The sequence below is a fragment of the Labilibacter marinus genome (genome assembly GCF_001659685.2).
GTDB lineage: Bacteria > Bacteroidota > Bacteroidia > Bacteroidales > Marinilabiliaceae > Saccharicrinis > Saccharicrinis marinus.
Window position 1 is genome coordinate 140918 of sequence record NZ_LXYE02000010.1, and the last position, 18417, is coordinate 159334.

The window sequence follows — 18417 nt, forward strand, 5'->3', positions numbered from 1 at the left end:
TTGTTTAAAGAATAAAATATTTACAAATGAAGAAAATTAAAATATTATATATCGTACTGCTGGCCTTGTTAGCTGTTTCATGTGAAGATTATTTAGATGAAACACCTGATAATAGAGCAGAAGTAGATAGTCAAATTAAGATAAGGAAACTTCTTGTTTCGGCTTATCCTAGTGGTAACCCAACCTTAGCGTGTGAACTATCATCAGATAACATTGAAGATACTGGAGAATCTAACCCTAATACAACACGTTTTCACGAACAGTTAGCTAGTTGGGTAGATGTTACAGAAACGGACAATGATGATTTAAAAACTGTTTGGGAAGGATGCTATGGGGCTATTGCACATTCAAATGAAGCCTTAAATGCCATTGAAAAATTAGGAGAAGAAGAATTGTTGGCAGAAAAGGGAGAGGCGCTTATTACTCGTGCTTATGCTCATTTTGTATTGGTAAATATTTTTAGCCAGCATTATAATTCTGCGACGAGTTCAACGGATTTAGGTATAACCTATATGGAAGAGTCGGAAACTACCTTAAATCCGCAATACGAAAGAGGTACGGTTAAGGAGACTTATGAAAAGATAAGTAGGGATATTGAAGCTGCGCTTCCTTTAATTAGTGATGATATGTACGAAATTGCTTCATATCACTTTACGGTTAAAGCTGCCTATGGTTTTGCGGCTCGTTTTAATCTATATTACGAAAATTGGGAAAAGGCGGCAGAATATGCAACTCTTGCTTTAGGAGCAAATCCAGCATCGAGTATTAGAAACTGGAATGCACTAGGTCAATTACCACAGGATCCGGAAGTTGTTTCTAGAGCATATGTGGATGATAGGGCTAATTTATTAGCCACAGCTTCTACTTCTTCGGTTGGTTTGTATTTTGGAGCGTATTATTATGGTTCTCGTTACAATCACCCTGCAAGAATTGCTAGTTTACAAACCTTATGGGCTGCAACACCTTGGGCAACAGGAGGAATTGCTCGAAGTAATTACGAATTTGCACCTTTTGTTTATTCAGGATCCAATCTTGATAAAACATTATTTTATAAGATGGCTTATTTCTTTGAGTATACAGATCCTGTTGCTCAGGTAGGATACCGTAAAACAGTGTCTGTACCATTTACTACAGATGAAGTATTGCTAGTGCGAGCAGAAGCCAATGTAATGTTGAATAAAAATTCAGAAGCATTAGCCGATTTGAATATATGGACTAGGGCATTTTATAAAGGTGCAGAAACTACATTGGATGAAATTGATGCGTTTTATAATAGTATAGCGTATTCAACTCCTGAAACAACTACCACTAAAAAAGTTCTACACCCAGGATTCACAGTGGAAGCTGGATTAAAAGAAAATCTGATTCATTATGTATTGCAATGCAGACGAGTTCTTACTTTACATGAAGGATTACGTTGGTTTGATGTAAAACGTTATGGTATTGAGGTTCCTCGTCATCAAGTTCAATCTGATGGTTCTGTAAAAGTATTAGATATATTAGTAAAAGATGATAAACGAAGAGCTTTGCAAATTCCACAAGATGTTATCGCTGCTGGAATCGAAGCCAATCCTCGTAAGTAATAAACGTATAACTGATTAATGATGAAAAATAAAATATTATACGGGCTGATCATCTTTGCGATATCAGTCATTTTAGGAGCTTGTTCTGAAGAAGAAGGTATAGATACTAGTATTAGTGTAATTTCTGTAGAGCAAGGAAAAGCAAACGATTTTGATAAGTATTTGAATCATATTCTTGTTAAACCTTATAACATTAGGTTTTTATATAAGTTTGAGGATGTTGAATCGGACTTGAACTATCAATTAGTTCCTGCGGTTTATGAAAATTCCATTAGAATGGCTAATCTAGTTAAGTATCTGTGTTTAGATGCTTACGAGGAGGTTGCGCCAGATAATTTTCTAGAAGCTTACTTTCCAAAAATGATGATGATGGTAGGTTCTGGGGCTTATAGAAATAATGGTACAGTAGTTTTAGGTACCGCTGAGGGAGGACTTAAGATAACTCTATACGATATTAATAATCTGGATGTAACTGATATTGATAGATTATATGAGTTTTATTTTAGAACTATCTTCCATGAATTCTCTCATATTTTACATCAGACCAAGGATTATACCACTGATTTTGATAGAATATCTGCAACTGAATATGTAGGTGGATCTTGGAATGATGCTTGGGAGGATAAATCTTCGCTTGAAGCAGGGTTCATTAGTGATTACTCTAGTAAAGAGGCTGATGAAGATTTTGTTGAGTTAATTGCACATTACATAACGAACACTCCTGAAGTGTGGGAAGAAAAAATGGTGGCTGCAGCAAAAGATGGTGCAAAAGGTAGAGCTGTTATTGAAGCGAAAATGGCTATAGTAAGTTCGTACCTCAGTCAATCATGGGATATTGATATTGATGAGTTAAGAGCTGCCATTCAGAAGCGTGCTGACGAATTAGATGAACAGGATCTTGATAACATTAAAATAGAAGAATAAATATGAAAAAGAATATATATTTAGCGTTAGTATCTTTCGTTTTAAGTGTTGTTGCAATATCATGTAATGATGATGCAGATATGCTTTTTGAAGAAACTGCATCCGAAAGAAAAATAGAGGCTTTAGAGCAATTTACAGAAGCGCTTAATGCTAGTGAGCAAGGGTGGATTTTTCAGTATTTTCCAGATGATAATCAAAAGTATGGAGGATATACATATGTAGTTGATTTTGATGAAAATGATAGTGTTTCTGTTTGGTTTGAAGCTGTTACTGATTTAAACACCTCTCAAGAGTCTTTATATGATGTAAAGTCGTATGGAGGACCCGTTTTAACATTTAACACTTACAATGGATTTATGCATTATTTTGCTACACCATCTTCGGCTGAGTATAATGCAAAAGGAGGAGACTATGAGTTTCTGTTAATTTCAGATAGCGATGATATGATTCAGCTGAGAGGAACAAAGACAGGTAATAATATGCAGTTAATAAAGCTGAATGAACCACCTCAAGCGTATCTAACAAAGGTAAAAACAAATGTTAACTATTTAAGCAAAGGATCTTTTGTTGCAAACATCGCAGGCCAAGAGATTTCTGTATTTGAGGCGAATAGAAATTTCTCATTTAGCTATGAAGAGGATGAGGAAATAGTTTCTGTAAAAATTCCTTATATAATTACAGATACTGGGGTGTCTTTTTATGAAGAAGTTGAAATATTAGGTGAGTCCGTAAAGGATTTTACTTTAGATATGGAAAACAAGAAACTTATTTCTACTACAGGAGATATGTATTTCGATATTGTTATACCTCCAATCGATTTAAAGGAAAAAGCATGGGTGTTGAATGTTGCTATAGCAGAAAACAGGTCAGATGTTATTTTAAGTAATTGGGAGCAAATATATGCAAATAATGAAGCTCAATGGGGAGAGCAGCTTTCGCCTGTCATGATAATTGGTGAGGCTAGTGCCTCTAGAAGTGAGTATGGTATATCTTTCTTTTCATTCCCTGGTCCATATAGATCACACTATAATTTAGGTTTTAATGGTGTTAATGGGCAACCAGATTATATTGATATTGTAAAGGTCTCTGAAGGATTCAATTGGAGATGGTATAAGCATCTAGTTGGTATGGTTGATGTAATTGCAGATAATTCTCCATACGAAGTAGAAATTGATGATGTAAATAATCCGACTCAGGTTAAACTAGTAAGTGTAAATAATCCTGATGTTTGGTTTGTTTTAAATGAATAAAACGATCTAAGTTATGATTGATATGATTCCCAAATCTTATTTATTACGACTTTGAGAATGTTCCTATAATAAGGGGCGAAAATTAGTTAATTGTGTAAAAGGAGCTTCGTTATTTAATGAAGCTCCTTTGTTTTTTAGATATTATAGTGATTGCATTGCTACTACATCTTCTTTTACAATTACAATTTTCTGATTTAGTTTTTCAATGGCGTTGTTGAATAACCTTTTTAATTCAGGGTAAACTGAAGCAGAATAAACAGGCTTTTTTAATGAGATTGTTGCCGTGATAAGAATTTTATTACCTGTGGTTTTATGAGCTTTAAATGCCATCTGCGTATTTTCCGAATTCTTAGCATAAGGTTCTGGCAGATGCTCTATCTTATAACCTTCTGGAATCTCGATTTCCGCAGTATATTTCTCCGCAGTTGGATAAATCAAATCTATAGCCAATTCCCGTTTTTCTTGTTTAAAAGGGTTTGTTTGATCAGGAAATTTAAAGAATGGTGAAAAGATAATTTGTCCATCAATATTATCCACTTTACTCTCAAAGTCAAATTTATATTGGAATACTTTCGATTCGTTATTAGCATCCTTTACGCTTAAATCATTTTTTAAGGCTAGCCCTTTATCCAATACCGATTGTTTAAATTTCTCAGGATCTTTGTTGTACTTTTTTCTTTCGTGAATGGATTTATGACCACTGTTTCTTACAACCCCAAAGCCAGAAAGGGTATTGTTTTCAGGGTCGAGACTATACTTAATGGTTGTTGAAATGGTAGATAGATTGTGATTTTTTATTTGTATCCAAGTTTCACTATCTTTTTTAACCAAATAACCCTTTCCGTTATAGCACATAGCTGGTAGCATATTATTAGGACAATAACCATCGGTTGCATCAAATAGTTTCTTTTTACCATCCACGGTGGCCATGATAATGACATTGTTAAAAAGGTCGGAGAAAGGAAATCGGTCGCTTACTTTACCGTGGTTTCGGGTGCTAATGATTATTGGTTCAGCCTCTATGCCAATACCTCTAAGTATGCCCAATGCCATCAGGTTAATATTGGCCGTGTTACCCGTTTTTTCCTTATTAAACTCTTTAATAGATTTAGATGCCCATTTGTTGGTGTAACCATTAGGTTTGTAGTTCGATTTCATATAATCGAGCACCGCATCTATTTTTTCTTGATCGGATTTAGTAAGTAGGTGTTCAAATTGCTTATTTCCTATCTTCTCCGACTTATCAATGTATCTGCCAAAGTTGGTGCTTTCAAGTAAATTTTTCGAAAGCTCTGGCCATGTAGTCATATACTTTTTAGAGTATCCGCTTGGGTAATTTATTTCGGACAATTGAAAGTCAATTTTTTTAATGTAATCTTCTCTGGATGAAATATATGATTCATCTTTAAATGAACTGATGTTTTTCATTCCAAATTTGTACATCATATCTCTAAAGTTCATTCCTATAAAGCTGCGATCACTACCCTTTTTCTTATTTTCATAAACATCAAACTTGCTAAATCCTTGAGCCCTGTACATATACGAGTAAAAAGGTGTCATGCTAACCGTGTATTCACTATACATAGTAGGAATGTCCGATTGAAACTCCCAATCGGGAAGATGCATGAAAAAAGGTGTTTTTATCGTGTAACTATATTCTATTACACAGCCTTCTTTAATGTTAGGTAATGCAAACTTTTTTCTATACCAATAATCATTTACTGGTTCTTTAAATATTTGTCTTGAGTCTAAATGAGTTGTCTCAATTTTGTTTCCATTTAAGTTGTATGTAACGGCTTTAATATCATACACCTTTTCCATATCGGTTTCGCCAATATATAAGTCAATAGAAACTTCTGCCTGATCAAAGGCTGATTCTTTAAATATTTTTACTCTTTTGGTACGCTGAAAATTAATGTAGAATCCGTCTTGATCTTGATAAAAGTCGGTTTGCCCTTTGTCAAATATGATAACAGCTGGAGCATCAGACTCAAAGTCGCACTTGCTTAGGTTTATTCCTGAATCTTCATTTTGAGCATTAGGTTCGGTACTAAAAAATAAGCAAGCAAGTAAAATTAATAAAGTTGGTTTGTTCATATGTATCTAGGTTAAAAGGATATAATCATTTTTTGATGGTCGAATTGACATGATTGCGATATGAAGGCATAAAAATCTTCATATTCGCCAAAGTCGTATTCGTTCTGATATAATTGAAAAGTTCTGTGGACGATTAATTGGTTACCATTAATTGTATATGTGCGATTGTAATGACCATATGGACTTGAATTTTCTTCTTGCGTAAGTCCACTTACGTTATTAATTTTTTTATCAAAGCTATAAATGATAGTATCGCATCTGTTAACAGGATAGTATACCCATATGTCAGTTTTTCGCTTTTCTACAGGCGTTAGTTTATAGTTAATTGCTCTAAACGGAGTAACTAAAAGTTTGCTGCCAATTTTTTCACTCAATGGCGATGATGTACCTTCTAATTTAAGTTGTAAAAAGGCAGAATCTCTGTGAGGCCTTTCTATATTAAAGCTTTGTATATCTGCCTTATGAGAAAAACCCATGCCATCGATGTACGATTTTTTTTCTTTTTCGGAAAGTGCGGTATCAAAGCCTTTAAAGGAATCGTATGCTAAACCTTTAATATGTGCTATTGAGCTAAAACGATATTCTTTATCCATATTCACGGTTGTAGAATAGTTTTCTAAAGCGTCGTCAAGCGTATGTGTCGGCGTTCTAACCAATTGACTTTCTGTTTCTTTATTGGGTAGCACTAATCTGTTTTGTGTATAAGCACTTAGGTAGTTAAATGGTTCTGTTTTATTGGTGCATTCCAGCCAAATTGTGTCCTTACTTAAAGGAATACTTAATATAATATGGTTAGACTGATGCGTAGGGATTTCAGATTTTACCTTAATAGGTTTTACTCCAGCGTAAACAGTAGTGTAATACGCCGTAATGCCAATCTCTTTTAATAAGCTCATGGTGTAATTACTCAGAGCTTTACAATCGCCATACTTATTGGTGCAAACATAACTGGCTGGATGAGGTGTTAATCCGCCGAGATCTTCCGAAATATTAATGTACCTTGTATTGTCTTGAATGTAATGATAGACTGCCTTTACTTTACCCCAATCATTAGCAATAGTATCAGTAAGGGCGTGAATCTTATTTTTTTCTTCCTCTGTTATTATATCTTTCTTAGATATAAGTCGATGTTTCCAGTTGCCAAAATCTGCCCAGCTGTTGCTGCTTCCATCTACTCCGTAATGAAACTCTTTGGGCATTATAATTACACACGGATTTAAAGATTCAAAGGTAGGCGAAAATGCTTCTTCATTTAAAGGAGTATAATCCTTTACTTCCCATTGGTAAATAGTTTTGTTATCTATTTGAGTGATTGTTGCGGAATCAATAGAGTGTTGGTATAAATGTATATTAGTTTTGGATGGTATTTCGACAGATAATGTGGCTTGTTTTACTTTAAGTTTTTTGTAGTAGATAGGACTCCAATGTGCCAAAGAAATAAAGTCGTTGGTTATGTTGGTGTAACTATATTTAAGAATATAGGGATATTGGGAATGAATTAATTTAAATGATTTTAATCTTCTGTCGGAATAAAAATTTATATTGCTCCACGGTGTTTCAATAGTAATGTCTTTCTTTTTTAAGGTTCTAATCTTGTTTCCAAAAATATCGTAAATAGCTGCCTTGAGGTTTATAACTTGGTCGTTTTTTGAAAAAGGAATAGAAATCTCTGCGTACTTAGTTCCTGCACCATTGTTAATTTGTAGTTCGAAGTTTAGGGTTTCTTCTACTTTATTGCCGTTAAAAACTACTTTGGTATCGTAACTAATTATTTCGCAATTGTTTGTCTGGGAAATGACACAGATAGGTAAGATAAAAAAGACAATTAAGGTAGTTAGGCGCATTTATTTTTTTTGCCAATATATAAAATTATAGGGAAACCTGTATTTGTAAATGACAGATTGACTTGTGTTTTTAAAGTTTATAAATAAGCTATAATTAGAATGTGGCAATATTTATTGAACTATTTTATCGGTAGTTGCATATTAAACCCAAAAGGACGGTGCTTCTTTTTTATCTATTAATAACGGCTTTTATGGAATGATTGGAATTTCCTGAAATAATATTAATTAGAACAACTCCATTCGGGAAAGTTTCGCATGGTATGCTGACTTTGCTAGATGTAGCCTCTAGCTTATAGAGCATTACTCCGTTGCTAGTGTAAATTTCAATGATATCCTGAGGTAGTAAACCATCTACAAAAAATAGATTCTGAACTACAGGGTTCGGGAACACGTGTAAAGCAGGGTGGTTGTGTAGATTTCCTGTGGTGCTGGTGTCACTGTCTCTTAAAGTAAATTCGGAAATTTTAATGTATCGGTCGGTACTATTGTTTTGCCCCTTTATGGTTAGCTTGGCATATCTGGCAAGTGTTCTGGTAAAATTATCAACGCATGGGTTTATAGTGGACGTATTGTTAGTTCTATCTACTGTTATGTCATTAAAATTTAAGTCGTTTGATAAAGCAACCGTATAATTGTACGAGCGGTTATTTGTGGTTTGAAGTTTAGCCATGTTAAAAGATTTTTCTTCCCCATAGTCAATTACAATCGATTTAGGAAAACTTCTGGCTTCCCATCTCGACTCATCGTGTATGGCACCATCAACTGCTTTTATGGCTGGGTATCCTTGCGTTGAAGCAAGTTCGCTAACAATTTGAGGGTATATTTCCTCTTTTTCACCGAAAGGTATCGGATCGATGAAATCATCGCTAAAACTATAAGGCATTTGGTAAACATCTCCATACTTGTTTGAAAAATATAAATATGATCTTGAGAAAGCATCCGTATTTCCATCTGCCCAAAATGCATAAAAATCTGCATTTGTATTAACTGGTCGTCGGGCGTAAGTGTGGTTTCTAACACTGTTCTCGGTGATAGTTCCTAAGCTTATCCAGTTTGCACCTTGGTTGTCGCTTTCCCAAATAGCTATTTCTCCTCCAGTACCCCATTCCTGCGGGCCTGGTTCAGTAGGAGCTACAATTCTGTATGTTCCGTCATCATCAAAATATAAACTTCCCATATCGTAATTGTGATATGCATTGGTTATTTTGGAAAATATCCATTCAGATCCATTCCAACGAACTAAACGCCATTCACGTTTAGGGTTACTTGGGCCAGCTGCATATTTAGGTGAGGTGATGTAAAGTATTACAGGGTAGCCATTTTCATCGTATCTAAAATCTTTTAAATATACCTTTAAGTTTAATGCTGCGTAATCTTTTATTAATGCTGCATTGGAGGAGCGAGTAATGGGAGTCGAAATTGGCGTACCATCTATGGTTTCCCAATTGTCTCCTAAGTCCAATGAGCGCATGTAGTATAGGTTGGTTCTGTTGTTTACATCTCCGCCTTTGTGCCAGTTAAATGCAGACCCAATTTTCGAATCTGTATTACCCGATACTTGATAATGGCCGCCAAAGTTGACTAATTTTTTATCTCTGGTCCACGAGTAGCCATCAGCACTTCGTTGGGTAAATAATTCTCTACCATTGCCATAGTTGGTCATCAGTAGCACAAAACCTTTGCCATTGATGTATTTAGGTTGAGGATAATTAAAAGGTTCGTTTAAAACCTCCGAAAAGCCACTTATATCATGTGGGTGATCACTTCTGAAGATATATCCATTACGCGCAGAATATCTACCGCTTATAAATACCCAAATATAACCTTCCGAATCTAATTGTATAGCTGCATTGTCATGCGGATCTGTTACGCCTTTTTTATCATAAACAATTACAGGGCGTGCTAATTGTTCTGTTTCATGATCGTAATAAGAAAGCATAATTAATAAATGATCATCAGTTGACCCTGTGGTCCCTCCGTAGGTGAAAAAAGTTTTTTGTGCACTTTCTGAATATACAGCTAAAGGCAAATGCTTGGCTGTGTAGGTACCCAAGCCTCCTGAATATTTATCCCCATATGGACCATATTGCCCTAAGGTGCACCATAGACCTTTAAATCCATTGACGTATTCTTGGGCATTGGTATGTTTGGATAAACTGAGCAGTGTTATTAGGGCTAATATTTTAGAAGCTTTGTTTAGCATGGTTTGGGTTGTTTATAAAGATGTAGAATTTATGAATTTATTGTATGAAAATTCAGTTGTTAGAATAAAGGTTTTAATAATGTATAGTATATATACCTTGATTATGACATTAAATCGTCTATCACCAAGACGTATAAAATATTATATTTGCTGCGTAAAGGGGATTTTTATTTACTGTCAAAATTTATAAAATGAATGAATCTATTTCTTACCAAGTGCATCCTAAAGAGATTTTCTATTTTGTTATAAAACTTATATTTAGCTTGTTTGTGTACACTTTTCCTTTTTTTATTTGGAAAACAGGAATTGCTGAAGTTAACCAAGCGGTGATAATCATTATTGGGTACTTGCTAGTTATTATGCTGTTATTAATGATTAGAATGGGATTGATTGTTGGTTACTTGCGTGGTAATGCGGTTAAAATAACAGAAGCTCAGTTTCCAGATATTTACCATATCATTAAGTCGCAATCGGGTAAATTAGGCTTAAAGAAAGTACCAGATGTTTATTTACTGCAAGCTGGTGGTTTGTTAAACGCTTTTGCTGCTCGTTTTATGGGACGTAATTATGTGGTGCTTTATGCAGATATAATGGAGGAAGCCTATGAAAATAATTTAGAAAGTGTAGAGTTTGTTATTGCCCATGAGTTGGGGCACATAAAGAGAAAACACATGCAAAAGGATATATGGCTATTTCCTGCATTGTTTGTACCGTTTCTAAGTCAGGCTTACTCTAGAGCTTGTGAATATACCTGCGATAATATAGGTGCGGTTTTATGTCCCAAAGGTGCTGTTACAGGATTGGTGTTGTTGGCTTCGGGCAAAAAGCTATATCCAAAGGTAGATGTAAGTGCATTTATTCAGCAAAAGGAAACTGATGGTGGTTTTTGGACTTGGTTTGCTGAAAAGGTTTCTACGCATCCTAGGTTAATTAGAAGAATAGCGCGATTGGTAACGGAGGAGATGGTTGCACTCAAAGCATTCTCAACGCCTCAGCCAGTTATTAAAGAGGAAATGCTAACTACCGAAGAGAAGCCTCAAGAAGATGTAAAGATGGAGGATTATAGTAAATATCTGCCTAAATAACCTCAATGTTATATTGTGAAGTAAGCTCTGTGTTTTTCTGTGACATGAAAAACGCAGAGCTTATTTTTTTGCTTTTAAACTTTTCTGATAAAACTTACAATTATCCTGTAACCCGCATTTTGCACATTTAGGGCTGCGTGCAATACAAACGTAGCGACCGTGTAAAATGAGCCAATGGTGAGCAATAGGAAGTAACTCTTCAGGAAAATATTTAACCAATTGCTTTTCGGTTTCTAAAGGTGTTTTTGCGTTGGTAGTTAATCCTATTCTATCTGAAACACGAAAAACATGGGTGTCTACTGCCATGGCGGGTTTTTCGTAAACTACACTGGCAATTACATTGGCTGTTTTACGACCTACGCCAGGAAGTTTTTGCAACTCTTTAATATCATCAGGAACAATATTGTTAAAATCGCCTAGTAGCATTTTAGCCATGCCTACTAAGTGTTTACTTTTATTGTTTGGATAAGTACACGAACGAATATAGTCAAATACTTCGCCAGGTTCAGCTTCGGATAATTCTTTGGCCGAAGGGTAACGCTTGAATAAATCAGGAGTAATCATATTGACCCTTTTATCGGTACATTGAGCAGATAGAATTACCGCCACCAGAAGCTCATATGGATTGGTGTAATCTAGCTCTGTTTCGGCAATGGGCATATTTTTCTGAAACCATTCAATGATCTTTTCAAAACGTTCCTTTTTAGTCATCTTTTATTGTTAATTTGATTTTATGATAAAATGAGTAACCGAGTGTTTGATGATTTGAGTATTCTTTACTCTTTACCTTTTTTATAGGCTCATTAGCTTAATTCCAAAAAATACGGTTCTAGGTCTTGATGGACCGTAAATATATCCACTATCTCTATTTTTTCCAGAATCAAAGTCATCCTGATATTGATTGAAGATGTTTTGCAGACCACCATAAATTTCAAAGCCAACTCCTTTTTCTAACCAACTAAATTCATAAGCTAGTTTAATATTGTTCTCGAAAAATGAGGATGTTTTAAATAGTTCGTCCATTTTAGGCGTACCAGGGTCTCCTGCTAAACCATAATGAGGCACTAGCATAGATCCTGTGTATACACCAGATAGGGCGGCGGAAAATCCGCTACGAGGCGTGTAGGTTAAAGTGTAGTAACCATATTCCTCTGGTGTTCTCAAGTAATCTTTTGTTCCTTCTAAATTCTCAGACCAAAATACTTCTTCATCGTATTGGCTAGTTTGAATGGTTAAGCCAGCTTCTAATTGAATTCTTCTATCGTAATTTCCTCTAAACTCAAAAGTAGCTCCTTGCACGGTAGAGCCTGAGCCATTTCTTTTTTCCATAATCATATTGCCCTGATCATCTGTACCCGCTTCCTCAATAATAAAGGCATTGGTTAATTGAGTGTAAAAACCCTCTGCGGTAAATCCAAAAATGAAATGTTCGCTAGGGTAGTCATAGTTGATGGATCCACTCAAACTTTGTGATTTTTCTTCTTGCAAGTCATCGGCTAATTGAATTTTTTGAATTTCACCTCCTGCAAAAGCGATGTGCATATCTGCATCAAATGCTTGCGGTGGTCTAAAACCAGTAGACCAGCTACCTCTAACCTGCCAGTAATCGTTTTTGTATAGTGCAGATACTCTTGGGCTCCAAATTAAATTATCAACAAGATTGTGATAATCGGCTCTAACACCTGTTAATAGTGTAAACGATCGCGTTATTGCCCAGTCACTTTGTAGGTAGTATCCTGTGTTTTTGGTCGTTTGATCAATCAAATAATCATATTTTTCAATCTCATCAAACACATAATCGTAGTTGTATTCTGTACCAAATGTGAGGTTGTTTTTGCCCGTAATAAAGTTGGTTAGCATATGGTTTATCTGTAAACCACCAATGTAAGTTTGGTTATCTGTAATTCCGTATGCCGGATTTTTGAAATGCTCATCGAAAGAGGGCTGATCATCTTCGTCAGGCATGATACCAGTGTAATGATCGCGGTCGGTATTTTGACCAGCAAAAAAGACAGCTAATGACGAAAGATTATCGTTGAAGTTAAGGCTGTAATCAATACCTCCAATTAATACATTATGTGTTCTTTCTTCACTCTGGTCGGCTAAAAAGGCAGGGCCATCTTCTTTGTTTCCTCCATATCTGTACTCATACATAGATGATAAACTAAACTCAATTTTTTGATTGTGAGAAGGCAAGATAAAAGCATTTAAGCCAAAAGAGTTATTTTTAAGATGAGCCATTTCGCTGTAGTCATCCTCATTATGATCGTATGAATCCCTGTTACGATGAGACGCAAAAAGCGAAAGTCCGGCATTGCGACGGTCGGTTACCATACTTGTGTTCGCACTCAACTGGAAGTCGCTGGCATCTCCGTTGATAATACCATTACTTGTATTCACAGCAAAAGAAGATCTATCTGGCGTTTTTGTGATTACATTTACTGTTCCGCCAATGGCGCCTGCACCATACAAAGCCGAAGCTCCACCGCGCACTACTTCAATGCGATCAATCATGTTGGTAGGTATTTGTTCCAAACCATATAAACCAGTTAGCGGACTAAAAACGGGACGACTATTGATTAATATTTGTGAATATCCGCCGCCTAATCCATTCATTCTTAATTGCGTGTAATTGCACGTTTGGCAATCCGTTTCTAAGCGTATTCCAGGCTGGAAAACCAAACCTTCGGACAGTGTATTGGCCTGAATCATCTCAAGCTTTTTACCTTCCATTACGTTTACAATAACTGGAGAATCTGTTTTGCGTTTAAAGGTTTTGGTACCCGTTACAACTATATCGTCAATAGCCATTATTTCTTCTTGCAATGAGAAGTTAACTTCCATACTTTTTCCTGCAATTACAGTAATTTCTTTTTCTACAGGTTTATAACCAACGCTATTAGCTACAATAATCTGCTTGCCAGGCTCCAGGTTGGTTAACATGTAGTGGCCACTTAAGTCTGTAGCAGTTCCTTTATTGGTTCCTTTAATATAGATACTTACAAAGGGCAAGTGTTCTCCATCTGCCTGAACATCTCCGAATATGTTAGCATCCGATTCTTGTGCAGAAAGTGAGATGGTAAAACAGGCTATTATAATTGATATGATATATTTATTCATTTCTTTTGTCTTCTACTTTAGGCTCTTAGAGCTATTTTATAAAAACATTAATAAACTGATAGCCATTACTGCCATTCCTGCAACTAATCCGTAAATGGATAGATGGTGTTCACCGTATTCCTGAGCAGCAGGTAATAACTCATCCAGACTAATAAAAACCATAATGCCCGCAACGCCGGCAAAGATAATTCCAAACATGGCAGGAGTTAAAAACGGCATTAAGATGAGATAACCAACTAAGGCACCAACTGGTTCAGATAGTCCCGAAAGAAAACTAAGTTTAAAGGCTTTTTTTCTACTTCCAGTAGCGTAATAAATAGGTACGGAAACAGCAATACCTTCTGGGATGTTGTGAATAGCGATAGCAACCGCAATGGCAATACCTAAATTCGGATCAGTTAGGGCTGCTGTAAAAGTGGCCAATCCTTCTGGGAAATTGTGTATGCCGATGGCCAATGCCGTAAACATACCCATGCGCATCAAATTTTTCTTTTTCCCCGCTTTTCGATTTTCATCCGTCATATCCTCAATTTTTTCCAGTTCGTGCGGATTCTCTGCCGAAGGGATAAATTTATCGATGAGGGCTATTAAAGCGATACCTCCAAAAAATGAAGCAACCGTTATCCACGTGCCTGACACCTCTCCATAAGATTCTATTAAGCTGTCTTTGGCTTTCAAAAATATCTCTACAAAGGAAACATAAATCATTACCCCAGCTGAAAAACCTAGTGATATGGATAAAAACTTGGTGTTGGTTCTTTTTGCAAAAAAGGCCATTGCGCTACCAATTCCAGTAGCTAAACCTGCAAATAAGGTTAGTCCAAATGCCCAAAGTACTTGTTCAAATGCTATATCTTCCATTGTTATATTGGTTCTAAATGTGTTGGCAAAAAATTCGTTTTTGAATGGCGGCAGGCAAATGTATTCTTTGCTCATTTAATTCTACATCCATCGATTTATCTAGTTTAAACACCTTAATTATTTTAATACTAAGGTTGGTTTCTATGTTATAATGATTAAAAAGCTGCTGAACCTCTTCGTCTGAATAAATTAAACGTACAATTTTACAATTGTCACCTTCTTTTAGGTCTTCCATTTTTACAGCATTTTTATGTCGCTGAATAGTTCCATCTTCGTGTGGAATAGGGTCTCCATGTGGATCGAACTTAGGATGGTTTAAAAAGGTATCCATCTTCTCCAAAAGGTTGTCCGAAGTCTGGTGTTCTAGCATTTCCGCTTCATTGTGAACCTCACTCAAGTCCATTTTTAGTACCTGATGTAAAAACATTTCCCAAATGCGATGCCTTCTAATTACTTTAATAGCTATGGCCTTTCCTTCGGTTGTAAGCTCCAATTCTTTATAGGGCTGATAGGTAATCAAACCTTTTGCTGAAAGCTTTTTGGCCATGTCGGTAATAGCGGGTCCAGAAATGCCTAACCTTGCCGACATAATGCTGGTGGAAGCTTTTTCTCCTTCGTCATTTTGTAGGGTGAAAATGTTTTTTAAAAAGTTTTCTACCGAAATTGAATTCATTTAATTTAGTTTGCTTTGGTGCAAAGTTAAGTAAGCTTAATAAAATATCAAATTAATTTTAGATTAATTCTAAATAAAATGTGCATTTATCTGAAAACTCCCTGTAGCTAGGCTTTTATAGTTTGTAAAAAGGTTTATTTTTGTGCTCGTAAATGCATTGACTGATTGATAGGTGCAATTTGCAGATGAATGTAAAAGTGAAGGAATGACAATTAAAAGTTTGTTAATACTGTTAATGGGGTTTATGTTTCTGGTGGCGGAAGCTCAGGAAATAGCTCCGGTAAAATACTCTACCCCAAAAAATGGCGAAGGTCTGTGGGCATTTTTAAAGCGAAATGATGTTCAATCAGATGACCTTAAATCTCAGTTTTTAGCATTAAATAAATCTCGTTTAGGAAAAAATAATAGTTTGTTGATTGGCGTTAAGTATAAAATCCCAACGGCTGATGTTTATATAAATGAACCCTTATACGGAAAAGAACGCGCTAAATTTAAACCTGATTCGGATGACTTAAGTGGAGCTGTATTTCATCTGGTTAGTGGTCATGGAGGCCCAGATCCGGGAGCATTGGGAAAGTATGGTGACAAGACTTTGGCTGAGGATGAATACGCTTACGATATAACATTACGCTTAGCCAAAAAGCTTCAGGAAAATGGAGCTAAGGTGAATATGATTATTGAAGATAAGAATGATGGAATTCGAGATGCTTCTTATTTAGCAATGGATAAAGATGAGACCTGTAATGGTAAAGAAATTCCTTTAAAGCAGATTAATCGTTTGAAGCAGCGAACCGAAGAGGTCAATCGTCAATACATTAAAAATAAGCCTGCTTTTCAGCGTTGCGTTGTTATTCATGTAGATTCAAGAAGTAAAGGAAAAGCTATCGATGTTTTCTTTTATCATGCCCCTAAGAGTAATTCGGGTAAAAAAACGGCTGAGGCTATATTAAATGTATTTGATACCAAATATGGCCAACATCAACCTTCGCGTGGTTATTCTGGTGTTATAAATAGTAGAAATTTATACCTGCTCCGAAAAACTTACCCAACGGCTGTATTTGTTGAGTTAGGTAATATCCGAAATTATCGAGATCAGCAACGTTTTATACTGGAAAACAATCGGCAAGCATTAGCTAATTGGATGTACGAAGGTTTGTTGAATGATTTTAAAGCAAATAAATAATAAAATTTGATAAATGGTCAGGTGTGTTTTTATATCTGTGTTTATCTTTGATAAATAAATAATAACCGAAATAATAAAACTATAATAGCATGAAGCCAACATTATTAGTACTCGCAGCAGGAATGGGAAGTCGTTACGGAGGATTAAAGCAATTGGATACTTTAGGACCCAATGGCGAATCAATCATTGATTATTCAGTTTACGATGCCATTCAAGCAGGGTTCGAGAAGGTGGTTTTTGTCATTCGTCATTCTTTTGCCGATCAGTTTAAAGAAAGATTCGACCCTAAATTGGCAGGTAAAATTGAAGTGGAATATGTATACCAAGAATTAGATAAATTACCAGAAGGTTTTTCAATTCCAGAAGGTAGAGAGAAGCCATGGGGTACTGGGCATGCTATGTTAATGGCTAAAGAAGCTATAACAGGACCGTTTGCCATTATTAATGCCGATGATTTTTATGGTCGTGAAGCTTATCTGGCAGTGGTTGATTTTGTTGGTCAAAGTACTTCTGATACTGAGTATGCCATGGTTGGTTATGCATTAGATAATACATTGTCGGAGCATGGAACAGTATCTAGAGGTGTATGTGATACTGATGTTAATGATAACTTGGTAGATATTGTTGAGCGCACAAAAATTGGATATTTAGATGGTAAAGTTGTTTTTTACGAAGGAGACGAAACAATTGAGCTGACTGGTAAAGAGCCTGTGTCGATGAACTTTTGGGCATTTAAAAATTCATTTTTCTCTGCATTAGAAGAGGGTTTCTTAGCGTTTTTGGAGGAAAAAGGAAGCGAAATGAAATCTGAATTTTATTTTAATGCTTTAGTGGATAAAATGATTAAAGCAGGAAGAGCAACAACTAAAGTACTTTCGAGCGATGCAAAATGGTTTGGGGTTACTTATCAAGAAGACAAACCTATCGTTCAAAAAAGCCTACAAACATTAATTGATAACGGAGTTTATCCTTCAAACCTTTGGGGATAGTAATAAGTCATTTAAATAAGGTCATTAGTCATTAGTGAAAACTATTGATTAATGACCATTTACTAATAAACTGCGAAATGACAAAACCACAAAACGTACTTAAGTATTGCCCTAAATGTGGCTCATCTAAATTTGAGTTTGAAGGAGAGCGTTCATTTAAATGTGCGGATTGTGGGTTTCATTTCTTTATTAATGGAGCTGCTGCTGTGGCTGCATTAATCGAGAATGAAAAGGGAGAACTTTTGCTGAGTGTGCGTGCCTTTGATCCTAACAAAGGCATGTTAGATTTACCTGGAGGTTTTGTTGATCCTAACGAATCGGCAGAGCATGCCTTGTATCGAGAAATAAAAGAAGAGCTCAATCTAGATGTGGAAAAAATAGATTTTTTGGTTTCCTTTCCTAACGAATACATCTTCTCTGGCTACACGGTTTATACCTGCGATTTAGCATTTAGATGTCGCGTAAAAGGTTGGGAGAATATGAAAATACAAGACGATATTTCAGATGTTAAATTCGTGAATAAAGATAATTTAGATTGGAATTTAGTTTGTGCCGACTCTATCAAAAAGATTATTAAGGCGCACTGGCAATTGTAAATAATTTGT

General features: G+C 35.7%; 14 protein-coding genes. 7 read left to right on the forward strand and 7 right to left on the reverse strand.

The window, feature by feature from the left end; translation table 11 throughout:
- The first annotated feature begins 26 nt into the window (after nt 1-26).
- The 3 genes from A8L32_RS04870 to A8L32_RS04880 are packed head-to-tail and all read left to right on the forward strand — an operon-like array spanning nt 27 to nt 3757.
- On the forward strand, nt 27-1583 hold the full coding sequence (locus A8L32_RS04870; protein WP_066628279.1) for a RagB/SusD family nutrient uptake outer membrane protein: 1557 nt from the start codon (nt 27-29) through the stop codon (nt 1581-1583).
- Nucleotides 1584-1604: 21 nt separating this feature from the next.
- Nucleotides 1605-2507 carry a zinc-binding metallopeptidase gene (locus tag A8L32_RS04875; protein ID WP_066628280.1) on the forward strand — a complete coding sequence of 301 codons (903 nt, stop codon included), beginning with the start codon at nt 1605-1607 and terminating at the stop codon, nt 2505-2507.
- Nucleotides 2508-2509: 2 nt separating this feature from the next.
- Nucleotides 2510-3757, forward strand: coding sequence for a DUF4302 domain-containing protein (locus A8L32_RS04880; protein ID WP_066628281.1), 1248 nt, complete (start codon nt 2510-2512; stop codon nt 3755-3757).
- Between the two features lie 141 nt (nt 3758-3898).
- Here A8L32_RS04880 and A8L32_RS04885 read toward each other — a convergent pair whose 3' ends face one another.
- From A8L32_RS04885 to A8L32_RS04895, 3 genes are all read right to left on the reverse strand, one after another.
- A complete protein-coding gene (locus tag A8L32_RS04885; RefSeq protein WP_066628283.1) occupies nt 3899-5854 on the reverse strand; it encodes a DUF3857 domain-containing protein in 1956 nt (651 codons plus the stop codon).
- A gap of 11 nt (nt 5855-5865) precedes the next feature.
- Entirely contained in the window at nt 5866-7698 is a 1833-nt protein-coding gene (locus tag A8L32_RS04890) for a DUF3857 domain-containing transglutaminase family protein (RefSeq protein WP_066628286.1), read from the reverse strand.
- 169 nt (nt 7699-7867) lie between these two features.
- Complete coding sequence (locus A8L32_RS04895) at nt 7868-9901, reverse strand: BNR-4 repeat-containing protein (protein WP_066628288.1); 2034 nt, start codon at nt 9899-9901, stop codon at nt 7868-7870.
- Nucleotides 9902-10092: 191 nt separating this feature from the next.
- On the opposite strand from A8L32_RS04895, the gene A8L32_RS04900 reads away from it, so the two are divergent.
- Nucleotides 10093-10986 (forward strand): M48 family metallopeptidase, encoded by an 894-nt coding sequence (locus A8L32_RS04900; protein WP_066628290.1) that lies wholly within the window; start codon nt 10093-10095, stop codon nt 10984-10986.
- 60 nt (nt 10987-11046) lie between these two features.
- On the opposite strand, the gene nth is transcribed toward A8L32_RS04900, so the two are convergent.
- The 4 genes from nth to A8L32_RS04920 form a co-directional block, all read right to left on the reverse strand.
- Nucleotides 11047-11697: an endonuclease III gene (nth, locus tag A8L32_RS04905; protein ID WP_066628292.1), complete on the reverse strand. Its 651-nt coding sequence runs from the start codon at nt 11695-11697 to the stop codon at nt 11047-11049.
- Nucleotides 11698-11778: 81 nt separating this feature from the next.
- Complete coding sequence (locus tag A8L32_RS04910; RefSeq protein WP_066628295.1) at nt 11779-14106, reverse strand: TonB-dependent receptor; 2328 nt, start codon at nt 14104-14106, stop codon at nt 11779-11781.
- Between the two features lie 36 nt (nt 14107-14142).
- On the reverse strand, nt 14143-14967 hold the full coding sequence (gene zupT / locus A8L32_RS04915; RefSeq protein ID WP_066628298.1) for a zinc transporter ZupT: 825 nt from the start codon (nt 14965-14967) through the stop codon (nt 14143-14145).
- Between the two features lie 13 nt (nt 14968-14980).
- Nucleotides 14981-15640: a metal-dependent transcriptional regulator gene (locus A8L32_RS04920; RefSeq protein WP_066628301.1), complete on the reverse strand. Its 660-nt coding sequence runs from the start codon at nt 15638-15640 to the stop codon at nt 14981-14983.
- Nucleotides 15641-15845: 205 nt separating this feature from the next.
- Between A8L32_RS04920 and A8L32_RS04925 the strand changes: the two genes are divergently transcribed.
- From A8L32_RS04925 to A8L32_RS04935, 3 genes are all read left to right on the forward strand, one after another.
- A complete protein-coding gene (locus A8L32_RS04925; protein ID WP_066628402.1) occupies nt 15846-16823 on the forward strand; it encodes an N-acetylmuramoyl-L-alanine amidase family protein in 978 nt (325 codons plus the stop codon).
- Between the two features lie 89 nt (nt 16824-16912).
- Nucleotides 16913-17812 (forward strand): nucleotidyltransferase family protein, encoded by a 900-nt coding sequence (locus tag A8L32_RS04930; RefSeq protein WP_066628304.1) that lies wholly within the window; start codon nt 16913-16915, stop codon nt 17810-17812.
- Between the two features lie 77 nt (nt 17813-17889).
- Nucleotides 17890-18408 (forward strand): NUDIX hydrolase, encoded by a 519-nt coding sequence (locus A8L32_RS04935; RefSeq protein ID WP_066628306.1) that lies wholly within the window; start codon nt 17890-17892, stop codon nt 18406-18408.
- The last annotated feature ends 9 nt before the right edge of the window (nt 18409-18417 follow it).

Coding starts and splice junctions, on each gene's coding strand:
- A8L32_RS04930 (WP_066628304.1), top strand. CDS start 16,913: ATGAAGCCAACATTATTAGTACTCGCAGCAGGAATGGGAAGTCGTTAC.
- A8L32_RS04935 (WP_066628306.1), top strand. CDS start 17,890: ATGACAAAACCACAAAACGTACTTAAGTATTGCCCTAAATGTGGCTCA.
- A8L32_RS04885 (WP_066628283.1), bottom strand. CDS start 5,854: ATGAACAAACCAACTTTATTAATTTTACTTGCTTGCTTATTTTTTAGT.
- A8L32_RS04880 (WP_066628281.1), top strand. CDS start 2,510: ATGAAAAAGAATATATATTTAGCGTTAGTATCTTTCGTTTTAAGTGTT.
- A8L32_RS04890 (WP_066628286.1), bottom strand. CDS start 7,698: ATGCGCCTAACTACCTTAATTGTCTTTTTTATCTTACCTATCTGTGTC.
- A8L32_RS04875 (WP_066628280.1), top strand. CDS start 1,605: ATGAAAAATAAAATATTATACGGGCTGATCATCTTTGCGATATCAGTC.
- zupT (WP_066628298.1), bottom strand. CDS start 14,967: ATGGAAGATATAGCATTTGAACAAGTACTTTGGGCATTTGGACTAACC.
- A8L32_RS04920 (WP_066628301.1), bottom strand. CDS start 15,640: ATGAATTCAATTTCGGTAGAAAACTTTTTAAAAAACATTTTCACCCTA.
- A8L32_RS04900 (WP_066628290.1), top strand. CDS start 10,093: ATGAATGAATCTATTTCTTACCAAGTGCATCCTAAAGAGATTTTCTAT.
- A8L32_RS04870 (WP_066628279.1), top strand. CDS start 27: ATGAAGAAAATTAAAATATTATATATCGTACTGCTGGCCTTGTTAGCT.
- A8L32_RS04925 (WP_066628402.1), top strand. CDS start 15,846: ATGACAATTAAAAGTTTGTTAATACTGTTAATGGGGTTTATGTTTCTG.
- A8L32_RS04895 (WP_066628288.1), bottom strand. CDS start 9,901: ATGCTAAACAAAGCTTCTAAAATATTAGCCCTAATAACACTGCTCAGT.
- nth (WP_066628292.1), bottom strand. CDS start 11,697: ATGACTAAAAAGGAACGTTTTGAAAAGATCATTGAATGGTTTCAGAAA.
- A8L32_RS04910 (WP_066628295.1), bottom strand. CDS start 14,106: ATGAATAAATATATCATATCAATTATAATAGCCTGTTTTACCATCTCA.